Raw genomic sequence first — 13823 nt, forward strand, 5'->3', positions numbered from 1 at the left:
CAGGACCGTCCGCCGAACCGGGCCGCAACCGTCGACGTCGTGCGGCTTCCACCGCCCTCGGAACGGGCCTCGGCGAACAGGTCACGATAGCGCTGCGCGAGGGAGTGCCACGAGAAGTCCGGGCGGTGTCAGCCGGTCGGGGGTCTCCAGGCGGCTTCGGCTGCCTGGGCGGTGGGGTGGATGGGGAAGACCCGGTCCAGACCGACGATGTCGAAAACCCTGCCGACCATGTCGGGGACGGCGGCCAGGGCGACGGTCGAACGGGCGGCGAGGGCGACGTTCCGAGCGGCGATCAGGACGGTGATGCCACTGGAGTCGCAGGAGGTGAGGCCGCCGAGGTCGGCGACGAGTTGTCGGCCCTGCTCGATGGCCAACCCGGGGAGGAGGTCGCGGATCTCGGGAGCACTGTCGTGGTCGAGTGCGCCGGCCAATTCGATGACGGGACCGGACGGGGTGTTCCGCGTACGGATTCTCAGCCGGGTCATCGCTGCTCGGCACGGTCGGAGTGGGGCACGCTGACGGCCAGGACCGCCGTGTCGTCGTCCACTCCGGCACCGAGGGTGTCGAGCAGGTCGCGGATGGCGTCGATGGTGTGCCGGGCGGTGGTGGGGGCCAGCGTACGGGCGAAGTCGAGGAGGGCATCGTCGCCGTAGCGATCCCCGCGGCCTCCGGTGTGGGCCTCGGTGAGGCCGTCGGTGTGCAGGAGCAGGGTGTCCCCCGCTTCGAGGCGGAAGGTGATGGTGGTGATGCGGGCGTCGGGCAGTGCGCCGATGAGCTGACCGCCAGGGGTGGGCAGGTAGTCGGCGGTGCCGTCCGCGCGCATCAGCACAGCCGGCGGGTGGCCGCCGCCGGCCAGGGAGATGTGGAAGCCGCCGTGGTCCCCCTCGGGCGTGAGCACGCCGAAGAGGACCGTGCAGAACCGGGGGTCGATGCCGTTGTACTCGTGGTTGAGAACGGTGTTGAGGTTGCTCAGGACGGCGGCCGGATCCGGGTCGTAGACCGCGGCGGCGCGCAGCGTGTAGCGGGCCAGGGAGGTGACGGCGGCCGCGGCGGCGCCCTTGCCGCACACGTCGCCCAGGAAGACTCCCCAGGTGCCGTGCGCGAGTGGGAACAGGTCGTAGAAGTCGCCGCCGACCTCGTCGACCGAGGCGATGTGGTAGTGCGCGGCGACGTCCAGGCCCGGCACGTTCGCCAACACCGGCGGCAGCAGGGTCTGCTGGAGGGTGGTGGTGAGGCGCCGCAGGCGTTCGCGTTCGTGCTCGGACTCCCGGCGGGCACGCAACAGCTCTTCCTCGTAGGCGCGGCGTTCGCGGGCGTCGAAGACGGTGGTGCGGATCAGCAGCGGCTGCCCGTCGTCGCCGGTCTTGACCGTGGAGGTCACCAGGACCGGAAGTCGGCTGCCGTCGGCCGCCTTCAGCTCCAGCGCGATGCCGTTGATCTGGCCCTGCATGCGCAGCAGGGGCGCGAAGTGTGTCTCGTGGTAGAGGCGTCCGCCGACGGTGAGGAGGTCGGAAAACCTTCTGCGACCCACCAGGTCGCCGCGCTCGTAGCCGAGCCAGTCCAGGAGGGTGGTGTTGACCTTCGCGATCTGCCCGTCCAGCAGCGTGGACAGGTATCCGCACGGGGCGTGCTCGTAGAGATCCTCGGCGCTGTCCTCCAGCAGTGCGGAGAACGTGCGGTCGTGGTCCGTGTGCCCGTCCCGTTCTCCGCCGGCCCGGGACATCACCGCAGCGTTCCGGCGAACGCGGCGATCGCCTCGGTGGTCTCTTCGGGGGCGCTGAGTTGGGGGCAATGCCCGGTGGCGCTCAGGGTGACGAGCCGGCTGTCCTTGATCTGGGCCTGGACGAAGGCGCCGACCTCGGGCGGGGCGATGGCGTCGCTGGAGCACTGGGCGACCAGGGTGGGCACCGTCACCTCGGCCAGGTCCGCGCGGTTGTCGGACAGGAACGTCACGCGGGCGAAGACCCGCTGGATGTCCGGGTCGGTGGCGCAGAAGCTGCGGGTCAGTTCCTCGCCCAGTTCGGGGCGCTCCGGGTTGCCCATGATGATCGGAGCCATGGCACCCGACCAGCCGAGGTAGTTCGCGTCCAGGGACTGGAGGAGTTCCTCGATGTCCTCGGTGCTGAAGCCGCCCCGGTAGCCGGCCGCGGGGTCGTCGATGAAGCAGGGCGAGGGAGCGAGCAGCACCAGGCCCGCGAAATATTCGGGGTGCCGGGCCGCGGCCAGCACACCCATCATCGCGCTCACCGAGTGCCCGACGAACGTCACCGGCCCCAGATCCAGGTCGCGGCAGATCTCCAGCACGTCGTCCGTGTAGCCGTCCAGGTCGGAGTAGCGCTCCTTGTTCCACGCCGACAGGTCCGAGCGTCCGGCGCCCACGTGGTCGAAGAGCACCACCGTGAAATCGCGCTCCAGCGCGGGCACCACCAGGCGCCACATGTTCTGGTCGCAGCCGAACCCGTGCGCCAGCATCACCACCGGTGCGCCCGCCCGGCCGGACACCCGCACCCGGTTCCTGCTTCGCACATTCATACGACCCATCCTCGCAGAGACGTAAAAAGCCCGGCCCGAGAGAACGCACGCGCACCGCCGTGCGGGCCGTGCCCGGCGCCGTTCACCGCCTTGCCGAGCAACCGCCCGAGCCGCCCCGGAGCCGGACGCTCCATACGTTCATTGCGGCAGCGCGCCATCGCGGCGTGCACCAGGAGTTCCCGCGACAACTCCACCGCGAAACGGGGAGAGGGGTCTCTGCCGTCGGTCGCCGGGCGGGCTCCCGCTTCTTGCCGTACGGCAAGCAAGTGATCGTCGCGGGACAAGGGGCGCTTCCGCACCGATGTCGGCGGCGGTGTCGGCGGCGTCGGCATCCCCAGGGTTCGGCCCGCGTACCCGAACCGGGCGAGGCGGCGGCGTCGAAGGCAATTTCACTTGACTCCTCGCTCAATTCAATATGGAATCCACTCCATGGAAAGTGAGGGCAGACGCTCGTACCGCATGGGCGCCCGGGCCGCGGCACTGGAGGCCACCCGGGCGCGCGTCATCGGCTCGGCGGCCGAACTGTGGTCGCAGCGTTGGCACGACGAGGTGACGTTGCAGCACATCGCCGACGCGGCCGGTGTGTCGGTGCAGACGATCGTCAACCACTTCGGCGGCAAGGACGGCCTCGCCGACGCCGTCGCCGACGCGGTGGCGGCACAGACCGAGCTCGCGCGCCAGGCGCCGACCGGCGACGTGGCGGCCATCGTCGCCGTTCTCTTCGCCGACTACGAACAACAAGGCGACGCCAACGTGCTCTGGATCGCGCAGATGGACCGGATCCCCGCTGCCGCCCGGGCCGCCGCACACGCCCGCGGTCTCCACCGGGCCTGGCTGGAACGGGTCTTCGCCGACCGGCTCCCCGCCGCCGGCCCGGCCCGCGATCACGCGCTGAACCTGCACTACGCCGCCACGGACATCTACCTGTGGAAGCTGTGGCGCCGTGACCTCGGCCTGTCCCGCGAGGAAGCCGAGCGAGCCATGCGCGACATGTTGACCGCGATCGACCCTCGGAAGGAACACCATGCCTAGGAACTTCCTCTTCGCCACGTGGGCCGGCGGCGGAGCCGTGCCCCCCGTACTGTCGGTCGCCCGCGCGCTCGGCGAACGCGGCCACGGCGTGCGGGTGCTGGCCGACGAGTCGCTGCGCGACGAGATCGTGGGCGCGGGCCTGGAGGCGGTCGCCTGGACCACCGCCCCGCAAGGCGACCCCAGCGACCCGAGCAAGGACGTCATCCGCGACTTCGAGGCCCGCACGCCGCTCGGCGCGGCCGCCCGGCTGCGCGACCGCATCGTCTGTGGGCCGGCGCCCGACTACGCCCGGGACACACTCGCCGAGTTGCGCGCCCGGCCGACGGACGTACTGGTGTCCGAGCACATGCTGCTGGGCGTGGCCACCGCCGGTGAGGCGGCCGGCGTCCCGACGGCCTCGCTGGCGACGACGATCTATCCGTTCCCCACCCCGGGGGCACCACCGCCCGGTCCCGGCTTCGCCCCGGCGAAGGGCGCGCCGGGCCGGCTGCGCGACCGCATCGTGACGCGGTTGTCCGGCAAACCGTGGGCCAAGGGGCTGCCGGCCCTGAACACCGCACGCGTCGCGAACGGCCTGGAACCGCTCGACTCGGTCGTCGAGGCCTTCGAGCGCGTCGACCGAATACTCGTGCTTTCGCCGCGGGCCTTCGACCACGCGGGGCGGCAGTTCCCCGACCACATACGCCACGTCGGCCCGCGCCTGGAAGACCCCGCCTGGGCCGGGGACCTGACCCTGCCGGACGGCGACGCACCACTGGTACTGGTCGGCCTGAGCTCGTCGTTCATGAAGCAGCACGACCTGCTGGAGCGCATCGCCGAAGCCCTCGGCACCCTGCCGGTCCGCGGGCTGCTGACCACCGGCCCCGCCGTGGACCCGGCGACGGTACGCGCACCCGCCAACGTCCTGGTCACCGCCTCCGCGCCGCACAGCCTCGCGCTGCGGCACACCGCCGTGACCGTCACGCACGCCGGCCACGGGACCACCGTCAAGTCGCTGGGCGCCGGGGTCCCCATGGTCTGTGTGCCGCTCGGCCGCGACCAGATCGAGGTGGCGCGGCACGTCCGACTGGCGGGCGCCGGCGTCTCCGTGGGCAAGGGCTCCTCGGCACGTACGATCGCGCGCGCCGTCGAGCGGGTGCTGAACGACCCGTCGTACCGCTCCGCCGCGGAGCGGATGGCGCGAGCGATCGCCGCCGAGACCGCCACCGACCGGGCGGTCGCCGAACTGGAGGCCCTCGCCGAGCAGGGCCCACACCGGGCCGCCCGCACACCCGGCCACGAGTCGACCGAACCATCAGGGCAGGCGGGGACGCTCGCGAGCTGACGCCCCGCCACCGTCCCCGCTCCACCATCCCTGCTCCACCGTCCCCGCAACCGGTCCGCGAGGTCCTCGTCTGGCACACACACGTACCGCCTCCGCGCGGATCCCGGCGGGAGGGACCGTACGGAGGCGGCGGGTTCGTGTGCGGTGGCCGGAGATCCACCGTCCGCGCGGGGTGCGCGGCCGTCAGCCGACCGGCGCCTCGGCGCGGGTGTCGCCTGCCTGCGGCTCGGTGGGGCGGATGGTTTCGGCGGGCGGGTTCGCGGTACGGCGCGCCCACAGGTAGTAGAGCACCGACGTGACCGCGAGGCCGACGATCCAGGAGATGTCCGCGCCGTCCAGCTTCTTGGTGAGCGCGCCGGTGTACAACTTGGTGGCCAGGAACGGGATCTGCACCACCACGCCCACGACGTAGCAGGTCAGCGCGGTGACGTTCCAACGGCCGTAACGGCCGTTCGGGTCGTAGAGCGCGGGGATGTCGACGCGCTCGCGCGAGACGAGGTAGTAGTCGACGAGGTTGATCGCGCTCCACGGCGTGAAGACCATCAGGAGCAGCAGGACGAAGTTCTTGAAGTTGGTCAGGAAGTCCGCGCTGGCCGCCATCGCGATGACCATCGTGACCGCCGTGAACCCGATGATGTACGCCGCGCGGGCGGCCTGCGAGATCCGTGAACGCCCGTCGAACGCCGTCACGATCGTCAGGATCGACATGAAGCCGCCGTATGCGTTCAGGCAGTTGACGGTCAGCTTGCCGACCACGATCACAAGGTAGATGAGGAACGCCACGAACGCGGGGCCCGCCAGATCGCCCAGGAAGCCGACCTGGTCCGGCAGGAACGCCTTGCCCGCGACGGCCGCGGTGAGCGCCCCCAGCGTCATGGCGATCTGGGAACCGACGACGGAGCCCGCGAACGTCGACCAGAACGTCGCGCGGTGGCTGGTGTCGCGTGGCAGGTAGCGCGAGTAGTCGGCGACGTACGGGCCGAAGGTGAGCTGCCACCCGGCGCCGAGGCCGATGGCGAGCAGGAACGTCGCGATGTCGAAGCCCGTGACGCCCACGTGCGCGCCGACGTCGTACTGGGTGAAGAGGCGGATCATCAGGTAGCCGAGGCCGAGCACGCCGATGACGGTCGCGATGCGGCCCGCGACGTGGATCAGCCGGTATCCGGTGACCGCCACCACCGCGGTGAGCGCACCGAAGATCAGGATGCCGACCTTGGCGTTGTCGATGTGCAGCATCTCGCACACCGCCTGACCGGCCAGGACGGTGCCGGTCGCGGCGAAACCGAGGTACATCAGGATCACCAGCAGCAACGGCAGGACCGCACCGTAGACGCCGAACTGCGCCCGACTGGAGATCATCTGCGGAACCCCGAGCTTCGGTCCCTGCGCCGAGTGCAACGCCATCACGGCCCCGCCCAGCACGTTGCCGATGAGCAGGGCGAAGATCGCCCACAGCGCGTCGGCGCCGAAGACCACCGCCAAGGCGCCGTCGACGATCGCGGTGATCTGCATGTTGGCGCCGAACCACAGGGTGAACTGGCTGAGTGGCGTGCCGTGCCGCTCGGCGTCGGGGATCACCTCGATGGTGCGGCGTTCCAGCGCGAGGCCCCCCTCGGAGGTCTGCTCGATCGGCATGCGTGGCTCCCAAGGCGTAGCGGCGATCACGCCGAACTGTGTCTGTGTCCCGCCGAATCTGGCATGGAGATGAACAGACTTCAAGATCATGAATGAAGAATTTCATTCGGTGGACACCACAGCACCCCCCGGCCACGGACGCGCCCAGGCCGGTTGCCCGCGGCGAGAGGACTGTGGGAGCCTCTTGCGTCATCTCGGAAAGGGCTGGTCATGACGCTCGGCATGGTTCTCGGCGACTCCTCCTCTCGCGCTTCGACGCGGGAGCGGTAGCCCGACCTGCCCCGACCTACGCGCCCGTGCCGCAGCACGGGCCGTTCGCCCTGCTCCTCGTCGAAGTGCTCTTCGTGCCCCCGCACGTTCGAACACGATCACAAGGAGTACCCGGTGTCCACCATCCGATGGACCGAGACGAACACCCTCCGTTCCGCCCACTGGCATTCCGAGAGCGCGGCATCGCCTCCCGGTCGGGTCGTCGGCGCGGACGACCGGATGACGGCCGACGCCGCCTACCGACTCGCCTGCGAAGGCACCGCCCTGCTGTGGCGGGGCGACTTCCACGATGCACGTCGACTGCTGCAGGCGATGGGCCGCCGCGTCGACCGGAAACCTTCCCGGCAGGGCGCCGGCCCCGCGGAGTCCTTCCACCTGCATCGCAGGGCCCGCGGCCACCGTGCCCGGGTGCTGGGCAAACTCCTCGTGCTGCTGGAGGACGGCCACCGCCTGAACCTGCGCAGAGCCCCCGATGTGCGCCGGGCGTGCATCGAGGCGTACGGTCCGCCGTCCGAACCGATGGCCGTCTCGCTCACGGAACTGCTGGGCGTGATCGGAGCGCATCAGTGGCGCACGAAGGGAGTGGAGGTACCGGCCCTCGACACTCGCATCCACCCGCACTACGGAGTGTTCTCCCCGGGCAGGGGCGAATACGTGGACCTCGTCGCACACGCACCACTCCCCGCGCCGGCGGACCATCGCGCGGGTCGCCGTACCGCGTTCGACCTCGGCACGGGGACGGGAGTGCTCGCCGCCGTCCTGGTCCGCCGGGGGATCGACCACGTCGTGGCCACCGACATCAGCCCGCGTGCCCTGGCCTGCGCACGCGAGAACGTCCGCCGACTGCACTTCGCCGGGCGCATCGACGTCGTGGGTCCCGGCCTCTTCCCGGACGGGAGCGCGGACCTCGTGGTCTGCAACCCGCCCTGGATTCCGGCCCGGCCCACCTCCGCCGTGGAGCAGGGTGTCTACGACCCGGCCGGCAGCATGCTCCGCGGCTTCCTGGACGGACTCACCGCGCATCTCGAACCGGGAGGTGAGGGATGGCTCGTCCTGTCGGACCTGGCCGAGCACCTCGGACTCAGGACGCGCGGCGAACTTCTGGCCGACATCGAGGCAGCGGGCCTGCACGTGCTGGACAGGATCGACACCCGGCCGCGGCATCCACGCGCGAGGGACACCGCCGATCCCCTCCACGCCGCCCGAGCCGCGGAAGTCACTTCGCTGTGGCGTCTCGCCGGCAAGTGACGTTCGGCTCCGACCGTCCCCGGGGCGAGGACCGGTGACCCCGGCGACGCCTCCGGGGCCGGTCGATCGCCGTCTTCGAACGGACTGGGACCTTGCGAGAGCGGCGGAGTCATCCGCCTTGTCCGGGTCGAGACCGACGGGCCGCCGACCGTTTGCGCCGCCTACCGGGCCGAAGGGGACGCGAGCACGATGATGTCGTCCTCGTGCAGGCTGCCGGCGACCACCGTGCCCTCGTACTCCGCGATGCCGGTGACGAAGCCGTACGAGACGTTGTCGGCGCGCAGATCGTGGACGATGCGCGAGTCGAGGTCGAAGGCCATCACCCAGGCGACGGGTGCGGCCTTGGGCCGTAGGGCCTCGGGCAGGTTCCACAGCAGGACACGCGGGAGCCCCGGCAGGGGCAGCAGCCTGTCCAGCAGCGCGTTGCGGGGCGCGGCGATCGACACCCAGAGCAGCCCGTCGCTTCCGAGGCTCATGTTGTCGGGCAGGCCGGCGAGGTTCTCCACGAACGGCTCGTCGGTTCCGGCCTTCGGGCCGGTGAGCCAGTGACGGCTGATCCGGTACCCGGCGGTCTCGGCCACGAGCAGGTGGGAGGCGTCCGGGGCGAGCACGAGTCCGTTGGCGAACTTGAGGCCGTCGCGCAGCACGGTGACGGTGCCGTCGGGGTCTCGGCGGCAGAGCAGGCCGGTGCAGGAGTGCTCGACGATGTCGCCGACGTAGTGCTCCAGGTCCCAGCGGCGAGTGGACACGGTGAACCAGATGGTTTCGTTCGGGCCTGCGACGACGTTACTGGCGAAGGTCAGCGGCCGGCCGGCGAGGGTGTCGACGAGCACCTCGACCGATCCGTCGGCGGACATGCGCAGCAGACCCCGATTGTGGTCGCAGATCAGGATGCCGCCGTCGGCGGTCGGTTCCAAGCCCAACGGACGGCCACCGGTGTTGCCCACCATCGTGCGGGTTCCGGCGGCGGGGTCGATGCGCACGATGCCGCCGTCGACGAGACCGGTGAGCAGGCCGCCCTGCCGGTCGAAGATCACGTCCTCGGGGCCGTGACCGCCGGTGGCAATACGGCGGCCGACGACGAAACGGCCGGTGACGGGTGTGCGCCCCTCGTCGGCCGGGGCGGGGGGCGGAGTCCAGCGGCGGGGCGAGATGAGGCGTCGGTTCAAGGACATGTCAGGCTCCCTACCCAGGTGGCGGCAAACCCGCTCGGGGTGCCTGCCACGGCGCGCGGATGGACGTCGCGGCCGTCTCGAAGGCGCGGAGTTCGGCGAACAGTTCGGGCGACCTCCGCGGACCCGTCCGGGGTCGGCGGGCAGGGCGGGCGCGCGGAACGATCCTCATACCGCGTCCCGGCCGGACCGCAGGTCGGATCTCGCGCGGACCCCTCCGTCGAATACGTTTTGGGTACTATGTGGGTTTCTGTCCCGGGAGAGGGGCCACGCATGGATGGGCTCGGGAAACCGGATCCCGGATCCGTCGACGACGCGAGACTCGGGACGCTGCGAACCGCCTGCGCGGACGCCGATGTCGACGAGCTCGAGTTGGCGCGACTGGCGTTGCATCACGCGGTGACTGCGACGGGGGCCCTGGCCGGATTCGTGCACCTGCGGGCGCAGGGCCGAAACGTGCTGAGATTGGCCGCGATCAGCGGACTCCGGGCGAGCCACGCGGTTCGGTGGGAGGACCTCCCCGCCGAAGGCTCCAACGGACCGGCACGGGCGATGCGCGAGGGCAAACCCATCGCGCTGACCCTCTCCGACGCCGACCGAGGCGTCGACACCGGTGGCGACGGCACCGGTGGGGACGGCACCGGTGGGGACGGCACCGGTGGGGACGGCACCGGTGGGGACGGCACCGGTGGGGACGGCATCGGTGGGGACGGCATCGACGAGGCCGACGGTCGGCCGCTCGGGTACGGTGCCGCGGCGATGCTGGTCCTGCCCATTCCCGACGGCCGGCAGGGCGTCGGAACCCTTACCCTGATCACCACGACGCCCGTCCCCGAGGAACGACGCGCGTTCCTCGCCCGTCTGGTGGACACGGTAGGCACCCGACCGGCGCGGGCCTCCACCTCGGAACGAGTGATGCTGCCCTGGTGGTCGGGATCCGGATCGCGTCTGCGCGAGGCCATGGCGGGCGTACGGGTCGCCACGTGGGAATGGGACATACGAACCGGGGAACTGCTCATCGACGAGGTGGGCTTCGACGTGATTCTGACCAGCGCCGGATTGCGCCGTGACGAGTGGGACAACCGCGTCGAGACCTGGATGCAACGGGTGCACCCCGACGACCTGGAGGGAGTGCTCGCGGCGATGGAACAGGCCATCGCCAGACACGAGGTGTACTCGGTCGAGTATCGGGTGCGTTCGGCGAACGGACGGGTCAACTGGGTCGAACTACGAGGCCACACCACCTACGCCGACGACGAGACCCCGTTGCGGATGACCGGCACCGGTTGGATCACCACCGCCGAGCGGATGACGGAGCAGGCCGTCACTCGCGTCCTGCGCCATCTCCCCGACGCGTTCCTGATCGTGGACCCCGCCGACTGGCGCGTACTGTACGCCAACGACCGGGCGAGCCTTCTCGCGACGGCCCACACCTCCCTGACCGGACGCACGCCCTGGGAGGTGATCCCCGAACTCGCGGACCGGGGACTCCCGGAGCAGTTCGCGAAGGCCTTGGACAGCGACCTGCCGGTGACGGTCGACCTACGGCTGGGCGAGACCTGGCAGCGACTGCGCCTGGTGGTGGCGGACCCCTACCTCGTGGTCTTCATGGCGGATGTGACCGCGAGGCTGGAGGCCGAACGAGCCGGCGTCGAACGCGGACGCCGGATCGGGGCATTGGCGGAAGCCCTCGCCCATAGCCTGACCACCCGGGACGTGGTCGACGCCGTGGCGGCCGAAATCCTCCCGGCGTTCGGCGCCGACAGCGTGCTGATGTACGCCCGGGAGGACACGAGTCTGCGCCTGGTGGGCACGGTCGGCTACGACCCGGCGCTCGTCGCCCGACTGAGGGACTTGGACGAGCCGCGTCCCCTGTACACCGACGTTCCGCAGTTCATCCCCTCGCTGGAGGCGTTCGTCGAGCGCTACCCCGAGCTCGCCGACCTGGCCCGATCGGGCGAACGCCGAGCCTGGGCGCTGCTGCCGCTCACGGCCGGCGGACATCCGGTCGGCAGTTGCGTGATCGGCTTCCTGCACCCGCGTTCGTTCGCCGGCGCCGAACGCGGAGTACTCATCGCCCTGAGCGGTTTGATCGCCCAGGCCATGGAGCGGGCCCGCCTCTACGACCGTGAGCACGAACGCGCTCGCCGGTTGCAGGAGCAACTGCTGCCCTGGCGGCTCCCCGAAACAGCGGCCCTGACCTCCACCGCCCGATATCGTCCCGCGGGCAAAGGCGTCGACGTGGGCGGCGACTGGTACGACGCCATTCCGCTGTCGGCCGAGCGCGTCGCCCTGGTCATCGGCGACGTGATGGGACACGGGCTGTCCGAGGCGATCACCATGAGTCGACTGCGCACCGCGGTCTCGACCCTGGCGATCCTGGATCATCCCCCGGAAGAGATGCTCGCCCACCTGAACGACGTCGTCGCCGGCCTCGACGGCGACCTGTACGTGACCTGCCTCTACGCCGTGTACGACTCCACGACCGGGGTCTGTACGCTCGCCTCCGCCGGCCAGCCGCCGCCGGCCGTGATCGACCCGGACGGCACGACGCGTTTCCTCGAACCCCCCATCGGCCCACCCTTGGGGACGGCTCAACTCCCCTACCAGACCCTCGATTTCGTGCTGCCCGAGGGAAGTCTGCTGGTGCTCTACACGGACGGTCTGATCGGCGTCGCAGACTCGGATCCCGACGCCGGGATGAGCCGACTGCACAAGGCACTGACCGAGGCGACCGGCGAACAGCGGCGGGAGGGCGCGTCCGACGACGAGGCCACCGAACTGGGCCGGTTGTGCGACGCCGTCATCGGAGCACTGCTCCCCGGCTCCGGGCATTCGACGGACGACGCCGCGATCATGGCCGTGCGCGCCCACCGGCTTCCCCCGGAACACGTGGTCTCGACGGATCTCCCGTTCGAACCCTCCTCCGCGGGCCTGGCCCGCGAACTCGTGCGTGAGCAACTCCCCCGGTGGGGCTGGGAGGACCTGATTCCGACCACCGAGTTGGTGGTGAGCGAGCTGATCGGCAACACGATCCGGCACGCCGCGGGACCGATCGCCCTGCGCCTGATCCGCGGCACTACGCTGACCTGCGAAATCCGGGACGGTAGTCAATCCAGTCCACGCACTCGGCACGCCGCGCTCATGGACGAGAACGGCCGCGGCCTGCAACTGGTGGCCGCCATGACCCACCGTTGGGGAACCCGGTACACCAGCTCCGGCAGCAAGACCCTGTGGACGGAACAACTGCCTCCCGCTTCCCGGGAATGAACGATCCGATCGACCGACGTCCGTCGCAAGGTGAGAGGCTGGCTCGATGATCAGGCGAGACTCCCCTCTGCGACCGTTCGTGGCGACGCTGGCCGCGTACGATCTCGGGCCGGGCCCGGTCGGTGTCCATCGCGGGCTTCCCTCCTCCACTCTGTCGATCACGATCCCCGAGGACGACTCTCTCGAGATCGGTTGGGTCGCGCGTTCCGCCTCGCGCGCTCGGCACCGCGCCGTCGTGGCCGGCCTGCACATGGACGCGGCCGAGCTGCGACAAGGGGGAAGCACCCGCGGCGTGTATGTGACGCTCAGCCCGCTGGGCGCCGGCGCGTTGCTGGGGCTGCCGGCGTCTGCTCTGGCCCATCACGTCGTCGATCTCGCCGACGTCGTCCCCGCGCTGGCGGACCTTCCGGAGCAGTTGGCAGCCTGTCGGACCTGGCCGCAACGTCGCGCGCTGGTCGAACGCTTCCTGCTCGGCGGCCTCGCGCGGCACGGCGAAGGCGAGAACGTCTCCGAACTGCGAGCCATGCTCGCGGCCCTGTCGCGCACCACCAGGGTGGATGAGGCCGCCCGGCGGATCGGATGTTCGAGACGGCACCTGAGCAGCAGGATGCGTACGGAGTGCGGGGTGACACCGAAGGAGTACCAACGTCTGGTCCGCTTCGAAACCACCCGGCGTCGGCTCGCGGCCGTCGACACCGCCGCGGCCGGTCTGGCGGACCTGGCCGCCGCGTCGGGATTCGCCGATCAGGCGCATCTCTCCCGAGAGTGGCGGGCCATGGCCGGGTGCACGCCCACCGAGTGGCTGCGCGCCGAAGGCCCATCGGCCCCCGACCGGCCATCCGGCGAAGAGGGCGCGTCCGGTTGACGTGCGATCCGGCCGGGACCGTTCCCAAACGTTCAAGACTCGACCGCCACCCGGCTTCATGATCGATGCATGACGCAGCTTCGCATTCTTCCCCGCCTGATCGTGTCCGACCCCGACCGCGCGTCGGCGTTCTACCAGGATGTCCTCGGTACCGAGGAAGTGTTCCGTGCGCTGGACGACGATGGCCGGCCCACCGTCGTGGAGCATCGCCTCGGTGGATCGTCCTTCCGGGTCTCACCCGCCGTCCCGGCATGGGGATGGGTCTCCCCACGTGATCTGGGCGGCTCCGCGGTCCTGCTGGAGATCGAGGTCGACAACCCGGACGAGGTCGGGGAACGTATGACGGCCCACGGCGCCGAGGTGGTCGTGACCATCGAGAACCGGCCGTACGGGAAGCGCTCGGGCCGCGTCCGTGACCCGTTCGGCCACCTGTGGATCATCACCGGAGAGCTTCGCTGAGCAAGGCACCGGCGCC

General features: G+C 70.7%; 11 protein-coding genes. 6 read left to right on the forward strand and 5 right to left on the reverse strand.

Features of this window, described 5'->3' with window-relative positions:
• Positions 1–128: 128 nt before the first annotated feature.
• From OG948_RS39940 to OG948_RS39950, 3 genes are read right to left on the reverse strand one after another with little or no spacing between them, the layout of a single operon-like run.
• Positions 129–485 (reverse strand): STAS domain-containing protein, encoded by a 357-nt coding sequence (locus OG948_RS39940; RefSeq protein WP_331769874.1) that lies wholly within the window; start codon positions 483–485, stop codon positions 129–131.
• Positions 482–1723, reverse strand: a complete 1242-nt coding sequence (locus OG948_RS39945; RefSeq protein ID WP_331769875.1) for a SpoIIE family protein phosphatase — start codon at positions 1721–1723, stop codon at positions 482–484. Before OG948_RS39945 ends, OG948_RS39940 begins: the two co-directional genes overlap by 4 nt.
• The gene (locus OG948_RS39950) at positions 1723–2532 is read right to left on the reverse strand and encodes an alpha/beta hydrolase (protein WP_331769876.1); all 810 of its coding nucleotides are present in this window, start codon (positions 2530–2532) and stop codon (positions 1723–1725) included. The genes OG948_RS39945 and OG948_RS39950 overlap by 1 nt, the downstream gene beginning before the upstream one ends.
• Before the next feature lie 429 nt (positions 2533–2961).
• Here OG948_RS39950 and OG948_RS39955 point away from each other — a divergent pair, with 429 nt between their 5' ends.
• Positions 2962–3564, forward strand: coding sequence for a helix-turn-helix domain-containing protein (locus OG948_RS39955; RefSeq protein ID WP_331769877.1), 603 nt, complete (start codon positions 2962–2964; stop codon positions 3562–3564).
• On the forward strand, positions 3557–4888 hold the full coding sequence (locus OG948_RS39960) for a glycosyltransferase (protein ID WP_331769878.1): 1332 nt from the start codon (positions 3557–3559) through the stop codon (positions 4886–4888). Before OG948_RS39955 ends, OG948_RS39960 begins: the two co-directional genes overlap by 8 nt.
• 183 nt (positions 4889–5071) lie before the next feature.
• On the opposite strand, the gene OG948_RS39965 is transcribed toward OG948_RS39960, so the two are convergent.
• Complete coding sequence (locus OG948_RS39965; RefSeq protein WP_331769879.1) at positions 5072–6523, reverse strand: cytosine permease; 1452 nt, start codon at positions 6521–6523, stop codon at positions 5072–5074.
• Positions 6524–6907: 384 nt separating this feature from the next.
• Here OG948_RS39965 and OG948_RS39970 point away from each other — a divergent pair, with 384 nt between their 5' ends.
• Entirely contained in the window at positions 6908–8041 is a 1134-nt protein-coding gene (locus OG948_RS39970) for a class I SAM-dependent methyltransferase (RefSeq protein WP_331769880.1), read from the forward strand.
• A gap of 161 nt (positions 8042–8202) precedes the next feature.
• Here the strand turns inward: OG948_RS39970 and OG948_RS39975 are convergent, their stop codons facing one another.
• On the reverse strand, positions 8203–9216 hold the full coding sequence (locus OG948_RS39975) for an SMP-30/gluconolactonase/LRE family protein (RefSeq protein ID WP_331769881.1): 1014 nt from the start codon (positions 9214–9216) through the stop codon (positions 8203–8205).
• 270 nt (positions 9217–9486) lie between these two features.
• On the opposite strand from OG948_RS39975, the gene OG948_RS39980 reads away from it, so the two are divergent.
• From OG948_RS39980 to OG948_RS39990, 3 genes are all read left to right on the forward strand, one after another.
• Positions 9487–12483, forward strand: coding sequence for a SpoIIE family protein phosphatase (locus OG948_RS39980; protein ID WP_331769882.1), 2997 nt, complete (start codon positions 9487–9489; stop codon positions 12481–12483).
• Positions 12484–12529: 46 nt separating this feature from the next.
• Positions 12530–13348, forward strand: a complete 819-nt coding sequence (locus OG948_RS39985) for a helix-turn-helix domain-containing protein (RefSeq protein ID WP_331769883.1) — start codon at positions 12530–12532, stop codon at positions 13346–13348.
• A 69-nt stretch (positions 13349–13417) separates the two neighbouring features.
• On the forward strand, positions 13418–13807 hold the full coding sequence (locus tag OG948_RS39990; protein WP_331769884.1) for a VOC family protein: 390 nt from the start codon (positions 13418–13420) through the stop codon (positions 13805–13807).
• Positions 13808–13823 lie beyond the last annotated feature (16 nt).

The sequence above is a fragment of the Embleya sp. NBC_00888 genome, from assembly GCF_045207655.1.
GTDB lineage: Bacteria > Actinomycetota > Actinomycetes > Streptomycetales > Streptomycetaceae > Embleya.